Source organism: Streptomyces durhamensis (assembly GCF_000725475.1).
GTDB classification, from domain to species: domain Bacteria; phylum Actinomycetota; class Actinomycetes; order Streptomycetales; family Streptomycetaceae; genus Streptomyces; species Streptomyces filipinensis.
This window is the reverse complement of record NZ_JNXR01000001.1, coordinates 297,044-317,141: the sequence shown is the minus strand read 5'-3', so window position 1 is coordinate 317,141 and position 20,098 is coordinate 297,044. Positions and strand designations below refer to the sequence as shown.

The window sequence follows — 20,098 nt, the reverse complement described above, 5'->3', positions numbered from 1 at the left end:
GAGTGAGCCCCTTCCGGGTCAGCCCCGGAACGCCGGTTGGGGCAGGCCCTGGCCCGCCCCCGGGATCACCAGCAGGGACCCCGCCAGGGGATGCGGGGCCGTCAGGCCGACGCGCGCCGTCGTGATGTACAGGTCGGTCAGGTCCGCGCCGCCGAAGGCACACGCGGTCGTCCGCGCCGCGGGCACACTGATCACCCGGTCCAGCTCGCCGCGCGGCGTGTACCGCCGCACCGCTCCCCCGTCCCACAGCGCCACCCACACACACCCGTCCGCGTCGACCGTCAGGCCGTCGGGGAATCCCGCGCCCTCCTCGATCTCCACCAGCGGCCGGCGCCCGTGGACCCGTCCGCCGTCGTGGTCGAAGACGTCCACCCGGCGGGTCGGGGTGTCCACGTAGTACAGGAGGCGCCCGTCGGGGCTCCAGCCCGTGCCGTTGCTGATCGTGACGTCGGGCAGGACCGTCTCCAGCGTCCCGTCGCCGGTCAGCCTGCTCAGCGTGCCCCCGCCCGCCGCCTCGTCGTAGCGCATCGTGCCCGCCCACAGCGAGCCGTCCGGCGCGACCGCGGCGTCGTTCGCGCGGCGGCCGGCGACCGGCTCGTGGTGCAGCCAGCGGAACGCGCCGTCGGGGTCCAGCAGGCCCACGCCGTCCCGCAGGTTGAGCACCAGGCCGCCGCCCGTACGGGGCTTGACCGCGCCCACGTGCTGCTCCGTCGTCCGCGAGGTACGACGGCCCGTCGCGGGGTCGTAGGTGTGGACGCGCATGCCCAGGATGTCGAGCCAGATCAGCCGGCCCGTCGCCGGGTCCCAGGTCGGGCCCTCACCCAGCTCCGCCCGGGCCGGTACGGCGACCTCGTATCCGGCGCTCACGCCGCGCCCCGGTGGCCCAGCCGCTCGGACAGCTCCGCCGCGCCCTTGGCCGCCAGCTGCTCCAGCTCGGCCCGGCGCTCGTCGCTCCAGCGGATCATCGGCACGGAGATGGAGAGGGCGGCCACGACCTGGCCGGTGCGGTCGCGCACCGGTGCGGCCACACAGCTCACGTCCGGGTTGGACTCGCGGCTCTCCACCGCGATGCCCCGCTGCCGGATCTCCGCCAGCGCCTCGCGCAGCACACCGGGTGCGGTGATGCTGTTCGGGGTCATCGCGGTCAGCTCGGCGTCGTCCGGGATCCGTGCGGCCAGCTCCTGCTCAGGCAGCGAGGCCAGCAGCATCTTGCCCACCGAGGTGCAGTGGGCCGGCAGGCGGCGGCCGGCCGCGGAGACCATGCGGACGGCGTGCGTGGAGTCGACCTTGGCGATGTAGATGACGTCGGTGCCTTCGAGGATCGCCACGTGCACCGTCTCGTCGCAGGTCTCGGCGACCGAGCGGGCCACCTGCTGGCCCTCGGCGGCGAGGTCGAGCTGCTCGGCGTAGCGGCTGCCGAGCTGGTACGGACGTACGCCGAGCCGGTAGCGTCCGGGCTGACCGGGCACCTGCACGATGTAGGCCCGTGCGGCGAGCGTGGTGACCAGCTCGTGCACGGTGGTGCGCGGCAGCTGCAGCCTGCGCACGATGTCGGGGGCGGAGAGCGTCCCGTCCCCGTCGAGGAACAGCTCAAGAATGTCGAGAGCCCGGGTCACGGCAGGCACGAGGCGTCCCACGTCCGGCCCCCTCCCTTGGGTCTAGGCGCCCGTTGGCCACCTCGGTGTTCGAGATATCAACAGGCGATCGGCATGACGAACACAGGCTAGTCATGGACAGGTACGCGGGCAATGGGCGGGAACGCGCCGGGCACCATGGGTGCCATGTATGTCGACTTCCAGCTGGTGCTGCTGCGCCGCATGGCCGACCACAATCCGGATCTGGTCGAGGACGCCCGGCGGGAGCTGGGCGCCTCGGTCAAGGACATGCGGGAGGCGAACAAGCGCTGGCAGGCGATGGTCCGCTCGCCCAGGGCCCGGTCCGCCGCCGCCCGCTACCGCTCGGTGCTGGGAGAGCCCGAGTCGGTCCTCCCGCGCCGCCTCGGCGACGTCGACTGCGAGGCCCGGCGCTGGGCCCTGCCCCTCTGGCCCGGCCTGCGCTTCGAGGTGCTGGTCGGGCCGGACGGGGCGGTCTGGAACGAGTGGCTGGTGCGCGCGCCGGGTGCCGTGGCCCCGAAGCCGGCGACCCTGGACGACCTCGTCCCCTGGTCCTGCACGGTGGACGAGGTGGCCCGCGCCTTCGCCCCGGCCCGCCCGCTGGAGGGCACCGCCCCGACGCGCTGGGGGCTGGCCTTCACCGCCCCCGACCGGGACGGCGTACGGCACGAGGTGGTCGCCGAGTTCACCTGGGGCCTGCTCCAGAGGACGGCCGTGATCAGCTAGGCCCTGTCGTCGAACTCCCGCCGTCCGCCCGAAGGGCAGGAGGGAGTTCGACGACAGGGCCTAGGACGGGCGTGAAAGCCAGGTCAGGCGTCGAAGGCCGTCGCACGGGTGCGCTTCTCCCACGCCGTGACGTCGTCGCGGACTTGGTCGAGATGGGCCAGGACGGCGCTCACCCCGTCCTCCCCGAGCGGCAGCCGCAGCGGGGTGTGCTCGGCCTCCAGCGCGGCCAGGACGAGCGCCGCGGCCTTGGCCGGGTCGCCGGGCTGGGTGCCGTCGCCGCCCTCGACGAAGCCGCGGGTCTCGGCCACCTTGGCGTACACCCCGCTGTCGGAGCTGACCCCGGCGCGGCCGGTGCCGAACAGCGAGGTCCGGAACGCGCCCGGTTCGACGACGAGCACCTTGACGCCGTACTCCCGCACCTCGTCGGCGAGCGCTTCGGACAGGCCCTCCAGGGCGAACTTCGTCGCGCTGTACGCCCCGAAGCCCGCGAAGGACATCTGGCCGCCCATGCTGCTCATCTGCACGACGGCGCCGGAGCGGCGCTCCCGCATGTGCGGCAGGACCGCCCGGACCAGCGCCGCCGGTCCGAAGAAGTGCAGGTCGAACAGGGCGCGCAGCTCGTCGTCGGTGGTCTCCTCGACGGCTCCGACATGGGTGCGCCCCGCATTGTTGACCAGCACGTCGATCCGCCCGTGCCGGGCCACGACATCCCGGACCGCCTCCTCGACCGCGGCCAGGTCGGTGACGTCCAGCCGCAGCGCCTCCACCTGGTCGGGATGAGCGGCCACCAGGTCGTGCAGTGCCTCCGGGCGCCGGGCCGCGCCGACCACCACATCCCCGGCGGCCACGGCGGCCTCGGTGATCGCCCGCCCGAAACCGCTGCTCGCCCCGGTCACCAGCCACACCTTGTTCATCAGGACTCCCGCCGCTCTCTTCGTGTCCGTGTGTCTCGGTTGCCTCCGTCGCGGACACCAGACTGCCGCCGCGAGCCGTTGCCCGTCCAAGACCCACGGTGATAACCAACGGCTATGACCATCGACGTGCACGCCCGGGATCTGCGCTACTTCGTCGCGGTCGCCGAGGAACTCCACTTCACGCGCGCCGCCGAGAGGCTGTACGTCTCCCAGCCCGCGCTGAGCAAGCAGATCCGGGCGCTGGAGCGGCAGTTGGGGGCGGAACTGTTCCGGCGCGACCGGCACGGCGTCGCGCTGACGGACGCCGGTGAGGCGCTGCTGCCGCACGCCCGGCAGGTGCTGGCCGCGTGGGAGGCGGGCGCGGCGGCCGTCGAGGCGGCCGGGGCGGCCCAGCGCAGCACGCTGGTGGTGGGCATGAGCACCAGTCCGGGCCGGGGCGGGCTGCTGCCTGCCGTCCGTTCCCGGTTCACGGCCGCGCATCCCGCGGTCACGGTCCGGCTGCGCCAGATGAGCTGGGACGACCCGACGGCGGGCCTGGCGGACGGCACGGCGGACGTCGCCTTCGTCTGGCTGCCGCTGCCCGACGAGGAACGCTACGACTGGACGGTGGTCGCCGAGGAACCCCGGCTGCTCGCCCTGCCCGAGTCCCACCCGCTCGCCGCCCGCACCGGGATCGACTTCGCCGACCTGCTGGACGAGCCGTTCCTGGCCCTGCCCCGGAGCGCGGGCCGGCTGCGGGACCACTGGCTCGCGCTGGACGCCCGGGGCGGCCGGCCGCCCCGGATCGGCGCGGAGATCTCCGGGGCGGAGGAGACGTACGAGGCGCTGCTCGCCGGCCTCGGGATCTGCCTGGTCGCCGAGGGCAACGCCCCGCTGATCACCCTGGGCGGCGTCACCACGCGCCCGGTCCGGGGCATCGGCCCGAGCCGCTACGCGCTGGCGTGGCGGCGGGAGGACGGCCACCGGCCGCTGGTGCGGGCGTATGCGCGGGCGTGCCGGGAGACGACTCGGGCGCGTCAGCGCCCCGCCGGGGCACGGTGAACCGCGCGACCGGCCACGCCGGCGCCGCGGCCGAGAACAACACCCCCTAGTCCGCGGCCTCCAGCACCGCCTCCACCACCCGCTCCAGCGACCCGGGGTGCAGCCACAGAAACAGGTTCGGCTCCACCAGCTCCAGTTCCATCAGCCGAGGCTCCCCGTCCGGTCCGTCCACCAGGTCGACCCGCGCGTACAGCAGCCCGGCCCCGCCGGGAACCGCGCCCAACGCCTTCTCGGCGAGCACCAGTTCCTCCGGCGTCGGCCGCCACGGCTCCAGGTCCGGGTGCGCCACCTTGTCCGCGTCGTACGCGGTACCCGGCGCGAGGACGGCGCCCTTGCGGCTGGCGTGCAGCAGCCGGCCGCCGAAGAACTGCAGCGCCCGCTCCCCGCTGACGTCGATGCCCCGCACGTACGGCTGCACCATCGCGGTGAAACCCTCGGCGTGCATCCGGGCGAGGTGGCGTACGGCCTGCTCGTGCTCGGCGGGCGTGTAGCGGGCGGCGAACCGGGCGCCCGCGCCCGAGGTCGGCTTGATCACGTACTCGTGGCCGTCGGGCAGGCCGGCCGGCTCACCCGGCGCTATGTAGCGCGTGGGGACGGTGGGCACGCCGGCCGCCGCCAGCTCGCCGAGGTAGCGCTTGTCGGTGTTCCAGCGCACCACGGGCGCCGGATTGGCGAGCCGGGTGAGCGCGCCGACCCGCTCGACCCAGGCCCCGAACTCCGCGGCCCGCCAGCTGTAGTCCCAGGTGGAGCGGATGACGACGAGGTCGTAGCGGCCCCAGTCCGCGTCCGGGTCGTCCCAGTACCGGGCCTCGGCCTCGGCACCGGCCGCCCGCAGCGCCCGCACCAGCTCCGGCAGGTCGGTGTCCTTGCCGGGCTCGGCGCCGGGGTCGTAGGTGGCGAGGGCGATGCGGGGCACGGCGGACTCCCTGTCGTACGACGGTGTGATCACGGCGAGGCTAACAACCGTCGCGGTCCGGCACGAGGGAGCACGGCGCTCCACCGCGGTTCCCCGCGGACCTGAGCCGGCGGGCGGCTCCTGGTGTAGGAAGGTGCCGACGGTCGAGCGACAGTCCCACGGTTAGGAGTGCCCCGCGTGTCCTCCCTCTTCCCCGCCCTGGCGGACGGTCCGGGCAAGCACAGCGAGACGGGGGTCCCCCCGGACGAGGTCCGGGGGAGGACCGCCCTGCGGTTCGGCGAACGGTCGTTGACGTACGACGAGCTGGCCGGGGCCGCCGGTGCGCTCGCCGCCCGGCTGCGGGGCGCCGGCCGGGTCGCCGTGTGGGCCACGCCGGAGCTGGAGACCGCCGTCGCCGTGACGGGCGTGCTGCTCGCCGGGGCCGCCGCCGTGCCGCTGAACCCGAAGTCGGGCGAGAAGGAACTCGCGCACATCGTCTCCGACAGCGCACCGGAGCTGGTGCTGGCCGCACCGGGCAGCCGACTGCCCGAAACCCTCGCCGGGTTGGAGCGGATCGACGTCGACGCGTCCGCCGGACCCGGCGCCGCACCGCAGGAGACGGCCACCGCCGAGGACCCCGCGCTGATCGTCTACACCTCCGGCACCACCGGCCCGCCCAAGGGCGCCGTCCTGCCCCGCAGGGCCCTCGCCACCACCCTGGACGCGCTCGCGGACGCCTGGCGGTGGACGGCGGACGACGTGCTGGTGCACGGGCTGCCGTTGTTCCATGTGCACGGGCTCGTGCTGGGCACCCTCGGTCCGCTGCGGCGCGGCGGCTGCGTCCGGCACCTGGGGCGGTTCTCCACCGACGGCGTGGCCCGGGAGCTGAACGCCGGCGCGACCATGCTGTTCGGGGTGCCGACGATGTACCACCGCATCGCCGAGGCCCTGCCGACGGACCCGAAGCTGGCCGAGGCGCTGGGCCGGGCCCGGCTGCTGGTCTCCGGCTCGGCCGCGCTGCCCGTGCACGACCACGAGCGGATCGCGGCGGCGACCGGGCGGCGGGTCATCGAGCGGTACGGCATGACGGAGACGCTCATGAACACCAGCGTGCGGGCCGACGGGGAGCCGCGCGCGGGGACCGTGGGCGTCCCGCTGCCGGGCGTCGAGCTGCGGCTCGTGGAGGAGGACGGGACGCCGCTGACCGCGTACGACGGGGAGAGCGTCGGCGAGATCCAGGTGCGCGGGCCGAACCTCTTCACCGAGTATCTGAACCGGCCCGACGCCACGGCCGCCGCGTTCACCGCCGACGGCTGGTTCCGCACCGGTGACATGGCGGTGCGGGAGAGCGACGGGTACGTCCGGATCGTCGGCCGCAAGGCCACGGACCTGATCAAGAGCGGCGGCTACAAGATCGGCGCCGGTGAGATCGAGAACGCGCTGCTGGAGCACCCCGGCGTGCGGGAGGCGGCGGTCACCGGGGAGCCGGACGCGGACCTCGGCGAGCGCATCGTCGCCTGGATCGTCCCCGCCGCCCCCGAAGCGCGGCCCACGGCCGAGGAGCTGGCGGACCACGTGGCCCGTCGCCTCGCCCCGCACAAGCGCCCCCGCGTCGTCCGCTACCTGGACGCGCTCCCCCGCAACGACATGGGGAAGATCATGAAGCGGGCGCTGGCCGATGGCTGAGCGACGCGCGGCCCGGGAGATACTGACCCTGCTCGCGGACCCCGGCACCTTCACCGAACTCCCGCACCCGACGAGGAAGTCGGCCCCCGACGGACCCCTCGGCTGGCAGGGGTACGACGCCTCGCGCGCCCGTGCCGCCGCGCGCACCGGCGAGGAGGAGTCGGTCGTCTGCGGCACGGCGCGTGTCGAGGGAACCCCGGCGGTGCTGATCGCCTTCGAGTTCGGCTTCCTCGGCGGCTCCCTGGGCGAACGCACCGGCGACCGTCTGGAGGCGGCGTACACCCATGCCCGCGCGCACCGGCTGCCGGTCGTGCCGTTGATCGCGACCGGGGGCAGCCGGATGCAGGAGGGCATGCTCGCCCTGAGCCAGCTCCAGCGGGTGGCCCGGCAGTCGGCGCTCACCCGGGAGGCGGGGCTGCCGCAGATCGCGGTGGCGCGGGACCCGACGACCGGCGGCGGCTGGGCCACGCTCGGGGCGGGCGCGGACGTCGTCCTGGCGCTGCCCGGCGCCCAGGTCGGTTTCGCCGGCTCCCGCGTCCGCCCGTCCGACGCCGACCCGTCCGCGTACACGGCGGAGTCCCAGCTGGCGGCGGGCTCGGTGGACGCGGTGGTGGCCCCGGCGGAGCTGAAGGAGACCCTGGGGGCGTGGCTGCGCCTGCTCACGTCCCCGGCCACGGACGCGCCCGCCCCGCCGGCGGCCCTGGGCGGCGTCGGCCTTCCGGCCACCGGCTGGGACGCCGTCCGGCGGGCCCGCGACTCCCGGCGTCCACGCGCGCACGCCTACCTGGACGCCTGCTTCACCCGCCGCCGTGACCTCAGCGGTGACCGGTGCGGCGGTACGGATCCCGACGGGATGCTGTGCGGTTTCGGCGAGCGGGACGGTCGTACCGTGGCCTATGCCGCGCAGACCGGAGCGGCGACCCGCCCCGCCGGCTTCCGGACCGCGGCCCGCCTGATCCGGCTGGCGGACCGCCTCGGCATCCCGGTGCTGACGCTGGTGGACACCCCGGGCGCGGCGAACGACGCGGAGGCGGAGCGGCAGGGCGCCGGCGCGGCGATCGCGGAGGTGTTCGGGGCGGTGGCCGCGGCCCGGGTCCCGATCACCACGCTCCTCATCGGCGAGGGCGGCTCCGGCGGAGCCCTGGCACTGGCCGCACCGGGCAACACCTGGGCCACCCCGGACAGTTACTTCTCGGTGATCGCCCCGGAACTGGCGGCCGCGATCCTGAAGCGCCCCCCGCAGGAGGTGGAGGCGACCGCCGGCCAGCTGCGGATCCGACCGCAGGACCTGGTGGAGCTGGGGGTGGTCAGGGGGATCGTGTGAGGCGCCCCGGGAGCGCTACCGGACCCCCACCGCCCGGACGATCTCCTGCGTCACCGAACCCCCCTCGTCGTCGTGGGCCGTGGCCCGCAGCGAGACGGACGACACGCCGCGCGGCACGGTCAGCGTGCCGCGCCAGGAGGCGCCCCCGCCCTTCAGGGGAACCGCCCGCCAGGTCGCACCCCCGTCGTACGACACGGCCAGCCGGCCCGCCCCCAGGGTCCCCGTCCCGGCGGCCCCCGCCACGTACGACGCACCGAACCCCACCGGGACCCGCCGCCCGCCCCGCACGGTCCCCGCGAGGTCGGTGCCGATGTCGAAGGCGAGGTTGATCAGCGGCAGATACGTCCAGTGGTCCTCCGCCGTGGCCGCCGAGCGGAACGTCCACTCGCTGTGCCCCGTGGAGGCCGGCGTCCAGCGTCCCGCGTCCAGCACGGTGTCCGTGACGACCTTGTAGGCGTGCTCGTCGGCGGGTGCGTCCCGGACGTACGCGGCGGAACCCGTGCGCTTGTCGACCAGGGTGCCGTCGAGGTAGACGGCGGTGGTCTGGCTCATGCCGCTGTCCTCGCTCCACACGTCCCCGAACCCGGTGTGGTCGGGCCCGGAGTCGCCCCAGCCGGGGGTGTTCAACTGGATCTGGGTCCCGGCGCGTTGCTGGCCCCAGCCGAGCCCGGTGCCGAGCCACGGGTGCCAGACGGGACGGAACCAGTGCAGCGCCGGGCGCGTACCGCCCTCGTACCGGGCCAGGCCGCCGCGCTCCTCCAGGGTGCCGTCGCCGACCGACACGGACTCGTGCCAGCGCTGGCCGGGGCCGGTGGAGACGTAGTCGGTGCGCTCGGCGGGCAGGCGGACCCGTTCCAGGAAGCCGAGGCCGACGGAGAAGGTGTCGGTGAAGGAGTAGCGGAACTCACCGCCGTCGGCGGGCCGGGCCGCGTGGAACGTCACGCGTACGGCGGCCAGTTCACACCTGCCGGGCCGGTAGACCAGACTCCGGTCGGGGATCGCGCCCCGGTGGCCTTCGGACAGGTCGTACACGTACGGGGAGTCGGCGGTGCCGGTCATGTCGACCCGGCCGGCCGCGCGGAGCCGGGCGGCGTCCGCCGCGTCTACGGTGGCGATCTGCAGCGGCCGGCCGGCGTTGTCGTCGGTCCCCCACCAGGCCATCAGCCGGCCGGGCGTGTCGTCCGTGACGAACAGGGCCCGGGCGCCCGCGTCCTGCGCGGCCTGGGCGAGCGCGGCCGGGTCGGCGCCGTCGGCGAGGCGGGCCAGTACCGCCTTGCCGGCGACCCCGGTGAGGGGGCCGTCGCCGGCGTCCACGAGCGGCAGCCTGGTCCGGCCCGCGATGAGGGTGCCGCCCGGCTGGACGGTCGCCTCGCCGATCCCGGCGACCTCCAGCTGCGGCTCGGCGAGCCGCCACACGGTCCGGTACTCGAAGCCGCCCTCGGTGACCTTCGCCGTGGGCGCGGCGAAGACGCTGTCGTAGGTGAGGGGCACCTGGACCGCGCCGAAGAGGTCGGCGCCGTTCGCCTGGCGGTCGTACTCCATCAGGAGCTGGCGGGTCTCGGTGCGCCGGTCCACGCCGGCTTCGATCTCGCGCAGTCTCCGGCCGTCCAGGGTGACGTCCTGGTCGTGGTCGAGGGCGATCTGGGGCGCCGTGAGGAAGCCGAGGCCGAGGGAGTCGGCGCCATGGCTGCCGTGCACGTCCAGGAAGGTGGCGAGCGCGTAGGTGCCGGGCTTGAGGCGCAGCCGGAGGATGCCGGAGCCGCCGACGCGGACCGCCTGGGTCTCCTCCCCCGCGGCGAGCCGCTGCACGGTGAGGTCGGCGGGGGCGGGAGCGCCCGACCGGTCCTTGACGTGGACGGTGAGCGTGTACCGCTCCTCCTCCTTGACCAGCCCGAACACCGTGTGCGCGACGGTGCGGCCGGTCCGGTCCACGGCCACGATCTGCCCGCTGGTCTCGCCGGCCGGCGCCCTGGACCCGTCGCCGGTGACGGTCGTGGAGGCGGTGCCGTGGGCCGGGACGGTGAGGGCCCGGTCGGCCAGGGTGGCGACGCCGTCCGGGGCGCCGTGCACGGACAGCGTCAACTCGGCCGCGCTGCCGGTGGAGTTGCTGTAGGTGACGGTCCGGGTCACCGGCTTGTTCGCGTCGTACGGCCAGCGGTGGAAGCCGAGGTCGGCGCTGCCGGTGGCGGTGACGCCGGTCCCGACGGCGTCCGGCACGCTCACGCGTCCCGCGCCCAGCGCGTAGGCGGAGGCGTCGAGTTGCTTCGAGCTGGACATCAGCGCGTCCTTCAGGCGGGCGCCGGTCCAGTCGGGGTGCTGCTGGGCGAGCAGGGCGGCGACTCCGGCGACGTGCGGTGCCGCCATGGACGTACCGCTCATGGAGGTGTAGTAGCCGCTGCCGGAGACGAGCTGGGAGCGGGCGGCGAGGATGGAGACGCCGGGGGCGGACACGTCGGGCTTCAGGGCGTTGTCGCCGTAGCGGGGGCCGGCGCTGGTGAAGTAGGCGGCCCGGTCGGCGGAGTCCACCGCGCCGACGGTGAGGGCCGCGTCGGCGGCGCCGGGCGAGCCGATGGAGGACGGGGCGCCGGTGTTGCCCGCGGCGACCACGAAGAGTGCGCCGGTCTGCCGGGAGAGGGTGTCGACGGCCTGGTCCATGGGATCGGTGCCGTCGCTCGGCTCGGTCGAGCCCAGGCTCATGGAGACGATCCTCGCGTGCACGTCCCGCGCCGCCCACTCCATCCCGGCGATGATCTGGGACTCGCTGCCCGAGCCCTGGTCGCTGAGCACCTTGCCGACGGCGAGCGCGGCCTCGGGTGCGACACCCTTCTCCCGGCCGCCGGAGGCGGCCCCGCTGCCGCCGACGGTGGAGGTCACATGCGTGCCGTGCCCGCCGCGGTCGGCGACCTCCTGACCGTCGACGAAGCTCCTGGTCGCGGTCACCCGGTCCGTGAGGTCCGGATGGCCGAGGTCCACCCCGGTGTCGAGGACGGCGACGGTGACGCCCTTGCCGGTGAGCCCGGCGTCCCAGCCGGCCGGCGTGCCGATCTGGGCGTTGCTCTCGGCCATGCCGGCCTTCACCCTGCCGTCCAGCCACACCCTGGCGAGGCCGTCGTGGCGGGTGAACGACCGCCAGAAGGCGCGCCCCTTGCCGGCCTCGACCGCGGCCCCGTGCAGGCTGGTCAGGGTCCGGGTCCGCTCGGTGCCGGCCGGGGTGGCGGTCCGCGCGCCCCTGCGGTAGGTGACGATCAGCGGCAGCCTGTCCGTCCCGGCATCCGTCAGCCCCTGGCGGATCAGCCCGCTCACGTCGAACAGCCGCCGGTCCAGCGTCCCCGCCCGCAGATACGGCAGTGCCTCGTCGGGTACGACGGTGATGGCGCCGTTGCTCACCTGCGTCCGTACGGCGCCGGTGGCGCCCTCGGCCCGCCGCACGGTGACCGTCCTCTTCCCGCGCCCGAGGTCGGTCACGGTCACCCTGTCACCGGTGACGAGGGTGACGGTGGTGGCCGCGGCGGCGTCGGCGGGGGCGCGCGCGGCCACGTGTGCCGACGCCGCCGCCGGACCGGCCGGAAGCAGGGCGGCCACCAGCCCCGCCGCCAGCAGAGCCGCCCCGCGTCTGACTCGTCCTGCTCCTCTGGTCATCCACGCCTCTTCTCGTCGGGTGTCTGTCCGAGTGGATCGCGTGCTGGGACGAGTGTCATGTGTGCTGTGCCGCCGGAGTGTTGCCGGACACGGGCGGGAAGGTGCCTCGGCGGTGAACCGCCGACGCGGTCGTCCGGCCCGTCCGGCAGCGGGTGCGTCCGCAAGCACGCACGGCTTGGCCTCCGCTCGGCGACAATGGAGGCGTCGTTGATCACGAGGACGGGGGCATGACGGTGCACAAACTGGTGGAGTTCACCACGGAGGACGGGGCCGTGGTCGTCGTGGAGACCGCGGAGGCCGCCGGCGGCACCCGCCTCGTCTCGCGCGGCGAGGGCCCGGCCGCGCAGGCCACGCGCACCTTCGAAGGCGCCCTGGACAACGTGCGCGCGGCGGCCCACTCCGCCCTGCGGGTCTTCCGTGACGGCGCTCTGTGCCCCGACTCCGTCGAGCTGGAGTTCGGCGTGAAGCTGACCGCGGAGGCGGGTGCGGTCATCGCCAAGGGGGCGGCGGAGGGCCAGTTGGTGGTGCGGCTGGGGTGGTCGTCGGAGCGTACGGCCGCGCGGCCGTCGGCGGGCGCGGCCCCGTCGGACGCATCGGACACCTCGGACGCATCGGTGGTGAGCGTCCCCGGGCCGGCGTCCCGGTCATGACGGGTGCGTCCTGGCAGGCCCGGATCGAGTGCGGGGGCGTGGTGGCCGGCGCGGGCTTCCTGGTCTCGCCCACCACCGTGCTGACCTGCGCACACGTCGTACAGGGCAGTGCGGCGGGCACGTTGACCGTGTCGTTCCCGAACCGCCCGGACCTCGGCCGGCTGCCCGCGGACGTGGCCGCGCACGGCAACTGGGCGGGCGGCGCCACCGATCCCGGTGACCTGGCCGTCCTGGAACTGGCCCGGAAGGTGCCGCAGAGCCCGGCGCGGTTCGCCCCGCAGGACACCGGACCCGCCCTCGCCCATGTGGTGTTGGAGGCGTACGGCTTCCCGGAGGGCTACGACGAGGGCCAGCTCGCCTGGTACCGCGCCAGGTCCGCCACCCGCATCGCCGGCGAGTGGGTGCAGCTGGAGGCGATGGCCGGGCACGGGCAGCCCCTGACGCACGGCTTCAGCGGTGCCGCGGCGGCCCTCCCGGACGGACGGGTGGTCGGCATGGTCGCGCAGGTCGCGAGCGAGCCCGGCGTCCTGGTCGCCCGGATGCTGCCCACCGAGGTGCTGGCCCGCCACTGGCCCGCGCTGACCGGGCTGCTCCCGCGCCACGCGGCCGCCGAGGATCCGGCGCGGCGCCTTGACGCCCTGGTGCGCAGGGCCGAGGACGCCGGTCTCGTCTGCTCACCGGACCAGCTGTTCGTGGACGCCGTCGGTGACTTCGGCCCGCCCCTGCCGCCGGGCGGCTTCGCCTCCCTGCGGGCGGCGGCGGGGTATGTGCGGTGGGAGGTCGAGGATGCCGCCGAGGCACTCACCCGGTTCGCCGGCCGGCTGGCGGAGCTGCTGGAGCGGCCCGCGCCGGCCGCGCCCGCGTCCGCCGCCTGGGCGCCGATCCTGGTCGAGATCGACCACAGCGGCGCCGATCCCGACCAGGTCACGGTCGCGGTGTCGGCCTACCGGGACGGACGGCGGCGGCCCGTGGGCACGGTCCGGCTGCCGCGTGCCGGGATGCGGGCGTACATACAGCGGGGCATCGACCGGGCCTTCGCGGAACTCGCCTTCGGCGCGGACGAGTTGCTGGCCTTCGCCCTGCCGCGCGATCTGCTGAACCTGCCGGTGGCGGACTGGGCGTGCAGCGCCGACGACTCCACCCCGCTCGGCTGCGCCCATCCCGTGGTCGTCACCGACCGCTCCCGGCACCACAGCGCCCGGCTGCGCCACCAGCTCGGCAAGAGGTGGCAGAGGCTGGCGACGGACGCCAAGCCGGTGCTGCACCGCGTGGAGTGCGGCACCCCGCACCTGGGCCTGCGCAGACGCCTGCGCGAGCAGGACGCGGGCCTGGCGGGTTTCACCGCCCCGCCCGCCGCCGTACCCGAGCACTTCGAGGTGGGTCTGAACATGCCCGTGCCCGTGCTGCTGTGGCCGCGTGCGGGCTGTCCCGATGCCGCCGGGCACCCCACGCCGTGCACCGGTACGGCGTTCCTGGACGCCCTCGCCCCGCACGTGGAGGGCGTCGCCCCGGCCGAACTTCCCAGACGTGTCCAGCTGCTGCGGGAGGAGGCCGAGGCACAGGAGGAACCCGAACGGCACTGGGCGAAAGGTGTCCAGCTGCTGTGGGACGACCCGCGCTGCTTCCCCGAGCCCGCTGCCAGCCTGCACACCCCCGTGGCCTGAACCGCCGAGAGAAGGACCGCATCCCATGCCCCTGTGGCCCGTGTACACCGGCACGAAGGAGCCGCACGACGGCATCACCGAGCTGCCGCCCGCCCCGCCCTGGCGGGCGTTCGACGGCGGTCCCGCGCTGGACACGCCCGCCGACACCGCCGACACCGCGGCCACCTCACCCGACCGCACGCACCGCGCGCAGACCTACCGGGCCACCCCGCAGACGGTCGAGCTGGTCAACGCGGCGCTCTACCTGCGCCGCCCGCTGCTCGTCACCGGCCCGCCCGGCACCGGAAAGTCCTCGCTGGCCTACGCGGTGGCCCGGGAGCTGAGGCTGGGCCCGGTGCTGCGCTGGAACATCACCAGCCGCAGCACCCTGCACGACGGCCTCTACCAGTACGACCCCCTGTCCCGCCTGTACGCGGCCCGCCAGACCACGCCCGGCCCCGCCCCGGAGTCCGGCCTGGAGGACCATCTGCGTCTCGGCCCGCTCGGCACGGCCCTGCTGCCCTACGCCCGGCCCCGCGCGCTGCTCATCGACGAGATCGACAAGAGCGACCTGGACCTGCCCAACGACCTGCTGAACGTGCTGGAGGAGGGGCAGTACGAGATTCCCGAACTGGTCCGCGCCGCCCGGCACGTGCCGAAGGCGAAGGTGATGGTCGACGGCACCCATGACCGGGTCCCGGTCGAACGCGGCCGGGTCCGCTGCCGGGCCTTCCCGTTCGTCGTCCTGACCAGCAACGGCGAGCGCGAGTTCCCGCCCGCGTTCCTGCGCCGCTGTGTGACGCTGCGGCTGCGGCAGCCGGACGACCAGCAGCTGGCGGACATCGTCCGCGCCCACTTCGACGGCGAGCCCGACGCCTACGCGCACACGCTGATCAGCCGCTTCCTGTCCCGGGTGGGCGGCGGCGACCTGGCCACGGACCAGCTCCTCAACGCGATCTACCTGGCCCGTTCCGCCGATCTGCCCGTCGATTCCCTGGACGAACTGGCCCGGCAGCTGATGCCTTACCTGAGCGAGGACCGGCAGCCCGATGCCCTCTGACGGTCCCCGCCGCCGGGACCCGCTCACCCGCCTGACCGACGCCCTGGCCGGGGCGGCGGGCGGCGTGCGCCCGACCCCGCTGCAGATGGCCGAACTGCTCTGGCTGGCACGGCAGATGGAGCCGGTGGTGGACGGCGGTCCGGTGACGACCGCGCCGCCGCCCGCAGGGCCCGGGGCGGCACCGCCGCTGCCGGAGCCGCCCGGACCACCGGCGCGGGAACCTCACCATCCCCCGCCGCCGGACCCCGCACCCGCCCGGACCGGGGCCGGCGAGACGCCCCGCGCCCCGCTGCACCTGCCCGCACCGGTCCCCGGCACGCCGGGCGCCTACGCCGGGCTGCTGGCGCCCGCGCCACCGATGCTGCGCCATCCCCTGGGCCTGCAGCGGGCGCTGCGCCCGCTGAAACGGCACACCGACGCCCCGTCCGGTCACCGCCTCGACGAGCACGCCACCGCCGACCGTATCGCCCGCCTCGGCGCGTCCCCCGAGTGGTGGCTGCCCGTGCTGCGCCCCGCCCGGGAGCGCTGGCTGCGTCTGAACCTGGCGTACGACACGGGTCCCACGATGCCCGTCTGGCGGCCCCTGATCCGCGAACTGCACACGGCGGTGGCCCAGTCGGGCGTCTTCCGCACGGTGAGCCCGCTCCGTGTCACCGCCGAGGGCACGGTGCACGGCGACGGCACGCACGCCCCGGCCGACGGACGCACCGTCACCCTCGTGATCAGCGACTGCATGGGCCCGCAGTGGCGGCCGGGCCCGGCGGGCAGCCGGTGGGAGGCGACGCTGCGCCGCTGGTGCCGCCGGATGCCCGTGGCCGTCGTACAACCGCTGCCCGAGCATCTGTGGCGGGACACCGCGCTGCCGGTCGAACCGGGCCTGCTGACCGCCCCGTTCCCGGCCGCTCCGGCGGCGGCGCTGGCGTTCGCCCCCTACGACGGCGATCCCGCGCGGTTCACGGCCCGGGGCCTGATCCCGCTGCCCGTCCTGGAGGCGGGTCCGCGCTGGCTGGCGAACTGGGCGGCCCTGCTGGCGTCGGCCGGCGGCAGCGGCTTCCCGGGCTCGGCGGCGGCGCTGGGCGGCCGCCCGGACCCCGGGACCCGCACCGATCTCGGCCGGCTCTCCGCCGAGGAGCTGGTGCTGCGGTTCAGGGGGACGTCGTCCCCGGAGGCGGTCCGGCTGGCCGCCCATCTGGCCGTCGGCCGGCCCGACCTGCCGGTCATGCGGCTGGTGCAGCGGGCGGTCGAGCCCGATCCGCGTCCCCAGCACCTGGCCGAGGTCATCCTCAGCGGCCTGCTGACGACGGCCCCCGGGCCCGCGGGCAGCTACGCCTTCCGGCCCGGCGTCCGGGAACTCCTGCTGCGCGGCCTGCCCCGCTCGTCCCGCAGCCGCACGACCGACCTGCTGGCCCGGGCGGGCGCCCTGATCGAGGACCGGGCCGGGGCGGCACCCGGTGAGTTCCACGCCGTGGCGCCCGTGGCAGACGGCTCGGGCGGGGCCGCACCGGACGGGGAGCCGTTCGCGACGGTACGGCGGGAGAGCGTGCGCCGGCTCGCCGGGGGCGGGGCGCCGTCGGTGCCGCCGGGGCTGGCCGGCCGTTACCGGCTGCTGCGGCGGATGAGCCCGAGCGGGTCGCTGTGGCTGGCCGGGGAACCGGCGGCGGACCGGACGGTGGTGCTGCGGCTGCACGAGCCGGTCACCGACCGGACGTGGCGCGCGGACTTCCTGCGGCAGACGAGGGCGCTGAAGGCGCTGGACCATCCCAACGTGGTGACCGTCCACGACTTCGGCATCGAGGACGACATCCCGTACGTGGTCATGGAACACCTGGACGGCATCCCGCTGAACACCCTGGCGGCGCCGAACGGCTACCACCTGCCGGCGCCGCTGACGGTGTCCCTGGGGGCGCAGCTCGCGCGCGCTCTGCTGGCCGCGCACGCCCAGTGGATCCGGCACGGCGCCGTCGGCATGTCCCGGGTGGTGCTGCTGCCCGACGGAACGGTCCGGCTCACCCTGTTCGAGCCGGTCCTGCCGTCGGACCTGCCGAGGGACGAGGACCTGCGGGCGCTGGGCGAGATGATGCTGCACCTGGCCGCGGGGAGCGCACGGGCCGGTGCGGCACCCACGCTGCGCCATCTGCCCGAGCCGGTGCGCCGGCCGTACGCGGAGGCCCTCTCCCTCCTGCGGTCCACGCCGCACCGGAGCGCGGGCGTGCCGGCGCTCCTGGACGATCAGCTGCTGGACCGGGCCCGGGAGGCGTACCGCCCGCGCTCCTACGTCCTCCTGGGGCCGGTGAGCGTCGACGTAGCCGGTCGCTCCCCGCAGTTCCCGCCGGCGGCACGCGCGCTGCTCGCCATGCTGCTGCTCCGGCACGGCCGGAAGGTCACCCACGACGAGCTGCGGGCCGGCCTGTGGAGCCCGGCGGAGGAACCGGAGGACGCGACGGCGGCGCTGGGCCGGCTGGCCTCGGCCCTGCGCGCGGCCCTGGGCCCGGGTGCGCTGGCGACGCTCCCCGACGGCTACGCCCTGCACACCAGCGCCGACCATGTGGACCTGCTCCGCTGCGAGGAACTGCGGCGCCTGGCCACCGAGTTGTCGGACCGGGGAGATCCGCGGGCCGCACGCGAGCGGCTGGACGAGGCGCTGGCTCTGTGGGGCGGTGCCGGACCGCTCGCCGGCGTGCCCGGGCCCGCCGCCCGTACCGCGCGCACCCGGCTCCTCCAGCTCCAGCTCGCGCTGCAGCGCGAACGGGCCGAACTCGACCTGGAGTCAGGGGAGTTCGAGCGTGCGGCGGCGGACCTCACCACGCTCCTGCGCGCGCACCCGGCCCGCGAGGACTACCGCCGTCTGCTGTTGCTCGCGCTGCAGCGCCTGGGCCGCACCGAGGCGGCCCTGGAGGTGTTCGAGGAGTACGCGGAGTCCGGGGGCGACGATCCCGTCCTGCTGGCTCTGGGGCACGAACTACGCGGCGACCTCGCCGACGACGCCGCGCCCGGGGACGCGGAGCAGCCGCCCGAGTACGACCCGGATCCCGGCCGCGGCTCCACGGAGGGCCCCGACGGGCTGCCGCTGGGTTCCTTCCCCACCGAGGACGATCTGCCCTCACTGCTGTACGGTCCCGAGGACACGGCGGCGGAGGCGCCCCTGCCGCAGGACGACGTGCCGGACAGCCTGTTCGCCGCGGAGGACGCGTCGGAGGCGTCGGAGGCGTCGGACGCCTTGCCGTCCGACCCGTCGCTGCGGCCGGTGGCCCGCTTCGAGCTGGCGGACGGTCCCGGGGACGCGGACGACCGGCCGGCCCTGGGCCGCGCGGTGGTGCGTCTGCTGCTGGCCGCCGAACTCGGGCCGGACGACTACGAGCTGCGAACCGAGTGGAACGGATACGCCCTGCGGCCGCGCACCGCGGCGGCGGAGCTCGCCCTGCTCTGCGTCACCCTGCGGGAACTGCGGGACCGGCTGGCCGAGACGGGCGGGCTGCGCTGGCGGGTCACGTTCGAGCGGCCCCGGGACGGCCACCGCCGCGCAGGCACCGGTCCCGGAGCCGAGCTGCTGGACCGGGTGCGGGACGCGGCCGGTGCCCTGGGCGTCGTCGCCGTCCCCGACGCCCTGCGCACCGAACTGGTCCGCGGCGGTGTCGTCGCCGCATTCGACCCGCCCCGCACCGTGATCCGCGGCGACCAGGCGCTCCCCCGGCTGCTGCCCCTGACCCCGCACACGCCGGCCGACGGCTGGTACGCGCTCGCGCACGCGCCGGCCCCGGACGCCGTCGAGCCCGTCCAGGGCCCGTTCCGGCTGCCCGGCGAGGTGCCGCTGCCCCGCCCCGCCGGCCGGACGAGAGCCGTCGTCTTCACCGCGTACGGCCCCGGGTTCACCCTCAACCGCCCCAGCGGTGACACCTACTACTACGAGGTGGATCTCACCGAGCGCCGGCTGGAGGTGACCGAACTGGGTCCGGTGGTCAACGGTGTCCCGGTCTTCACCCTCACCGGAGAGGCGAGCTGGCGGATCACGGACCCGCTGCGTGCCGTGTCGGCGGCGTCCGGCCGCGTTCCCTCCGTCCTGGTCACCGAGCGGCTGCGGGACTGCCTGGGCATGGTCTCGCCGCTCTACCCGCCGCGCCGCACGGCCGAGGCCCACGCCCGGCTGGAGGCGGAGCTGCGCGCTCACCCCCCGTCCGGGTACGCCGTCGACTGGCGGGGCTCCCTCACTCCGACCCGCGGCTCCCTGGCGGCCCCGCCCCCGGGCGAGGTCGACGGAGAACTCGCCGGTGCTCTGCGGGCGGCCGACGCGGTACTCCTCGGCTTCGACGGGGTGCTGACCCGCCTGCGCGGGGACGACGGCTCCTCCCTCCCGCTCGACCTGCTGAGGGAACGGGCCGGGGAGGTCTCCGCGGGCGAGCTCGCCGGGTATCTCCGGACGCGGGAGACGGCCGCCGCCCGTGCCGCGCAGCCGGTGGCCAACGCCGACCTGCTGGTGCGCACCCTGGACGCCCGGGGCCTGCGGCTGGCCGTGGTCACCGACCATGCGACGGAGGCGGTGACCGGGTACCTGGAGCAGCGCGGGCTGATGGGCTGTCTGCCCGGCGGAGTGCACGGACGTGACGACCTGGGCCACCCGCTGATGCCGCACCCGCACCGCGTCCTGCAGGCCGTCGCCCGGCTCGGTGTCCGACCGGAGCAGTGCCTGATGGTCGGCACCGGCGACGCCGAACAGGAGGCGGCCCGGGCGGCCCGGGTCCCCTTCGTCCACGTGGACCCCGGCTTCCGCCGGGCTGCCGACGTGCTGACGTCCCACGGCCTCCTACCTCTCCTGCGGGCCGCACAGAGCGTGTGACGCGCCACGGGCCGCGAAGAACCCCCATTCAGCGGCGCCCCGCCCGGCCCCCTCCAGAAGGCGCCCGCCGCCGGGC

13 protein-coding genes are annotated in these 20,098 nt (G+C 75.5%); 8 read left to right on the top strand and 5 right to left on the bottom strand.

The features are described 5' to 3' along the window. Window positions 1-18: 18 nt before the first annotated feature. Together IO33_RS0101380 and IO33_RS0101375 are read right to left on the bottom strand one after the other, a co-directional pair. Complete coding sequence (locus IO33_RS0101380; RefSeq protein WP_031159098.1) at window positions 19-867, bottom strand: SMP-30/gluconolactonase/LRE family protein; 849 nt, start codon at window positions 865-867, stop codon at window positions 19-21. Then, entirely contained in the window at window positions 864-1,637 is a 774-nt protein-coding gene (locus IO33_RS0101375; RefSeq protein ID WP_031159096.1) for an IclR family transcriptional regulator, read from the bottom strand. Before IO33_RS0101375 ends, IO33_RS0101380 begins: the two co-directional genes overlap by 4 nt. Window positions 1,638-1,748: 111 nt before the next feature. Here IO33_RS0101375 and IO33_RS0101370 point away from each other — a divergent pair, with 111 nt between their 5' ends. Continuing rightward, on the top strand, window positions 1,749-2,339 hold the full coding sequence (locus IO33_RS0101370) for a hypothetical protein (RefSeq protein WP_031159094.1): 591 nt from the start codon (window positions 1,749-1,751) through the stop codon (window positions 2,337-2,339). Window positions 2,340-2,422: 83 nt separating this feature from the next. On the opposite strand, the gene IO33_RS0101365 is transcribed toward IO33_RS0101370, so the two are convergent. After that, window positions 2,423-3,253, bottom strand: coding sequence for an oxidoreductase (locus IO33_RS0101365; RefSeq protein WP_031159091.1), 831 nt, complete (start codon window positions 3,251-3,253; stop codon window positions 2,423-2,425). 114 nt (window positions 3,254-3,367) lie between these two features. Here IO33_RS0101365 and IO33_RS0101360 point away from each other — a divergent pair, with 114 nt between their 5' ends. Further along, window positions 3,368-4,294, top strand: a complete 927-nt coding sequence (locus tag IO33_RS0101360) for a LysR family transcriptional regulator (RefSeq protein ID WP_031159088.1) — start codon at window positions 3,368-3,370, stop codon at window positions 4,292-4,294. Window positions 4,295-4,340: 46 nt separating this feature from the next. Here IO33_RS0101360 and IO33_RS0101355 read toward each other — a convergent pair whose 3' ends face one another. Further along, window positions 4,341-5,210: an ATP-grasp domain-containing protein gene (locus tag IO33_RS0101355; protein WP_031159085.1), complete on the bottom strand. Its 870-nt coding sequence runs from the start codon at window positions 5,208-5,210 to the stop codon at window positions 4,341-4,343. A 177-nt stretch (window positions 5,211-5,387) separates the two neighbouring features. On the opposite strand from IO33_RS0101355, the gene IO33_RS0101350 reads away from it, so the two are divergent. Then, window positions 5,388-6,875: an acyl-CoA synthetase gene (locus IO33_RS0101350; RefSeq protein ID WP_031159083.1), complete on the top strand. Its 1,488-nt coding sequence runs from the start codon at window positions 5,388-5,390 to the stop codon at window positions 6,873-6,875. After that, window positions 6,868-8,199, top strand: coding sequence for a carboxyl transferase domain-containing protein (locus tag IO33_RS0101345; protein WP_031159080.1), 1,332 nt, complete (start codon window positions 6,868-6,870; stop codon window positions 8,197-8,199). The genes IO33_RS0101350 and IO33_RS0101345 overlap by 8 nt, the downstream gene beginning before the upstream one ends. A gap of 15 nt (window positions 8,200-8,214) precedes the next feature. Here IO33_RS0101345 and IO33_RS0101340 read toward each other — a convergent pair whose 3' ends face one another. Next, entirely contained in the window at window positions 8,215-11,838 is a 3,624-nt protein-coding gene (locus tag IO33_RS0101340) for a S8 family serine peptidase (RefSeq protein ID WP_031159078.1), read from the bottom strand. Between the two features lie 227 nt (window positions 11,839-12,065). On the opposite strand from IO33_RS0101340, the gene IO33_RS0101335 reads away from it, so the two are divergent. From IO33_RS0101335 to IO33_RS45705, 4 genes are read left to right on the top strand one after another with little or no spacing between them, the layout of a single operon-like run. After that, complete coding sequence (locus IO33_RS0101335; protein WP_245235649.1) at window positions 12,066-12,488, top strand: CU044_2847 family protein; 423 nt, start codon at window positions 12,066-12,068, stop codon at window positions 12,486-12,488. Next, window positions 12,485-14,152 (top strand): VMAP-C domain-containing protein, encoded by a 1,668-nt coding sequence (locus tag IO33_RS0101330; protein ID WP_031159074.1) that lies wholly within the window; start codon window positions 12,485-12,487, stop codon window positions 14,150-14,152. Before IO33_RS0101335 ends, IO33_RS0101330 begins: the two co-directional genes overlap by 4 nt. 25 nt (window positions 14,153-14,177) lie before the next feature. Continuing rightward, a complete protein-coding gene (locus IO33_RS0101325; protein WP_031159072.1) occupies window positions 14,178-15,191 on the top strand; it encodes an AAA family ATPase in 1,014 nt (337 codons plus the stop codon). Next, window positions 15,181-20,022 carry an SAV_2336 N-terminal domain-related protein gene (locus tag IO33_RS45705; RefSeq protein WP_051926349.1) on the top strand — a complete coding sequence of 1,614 codons (4,842 nt, stop codon included), beginning with the start codon at window positions 15,181-15,183 and terminating at the stop codon, window positions 20,020-20,022. The genes IO33_RS0101325 and IO33_RS45705 overlap by 11 nt, the downstream gene beginning before the upstream one ends. Window positions 20,023-20,098: the final 76 nt, after the last annotated feature.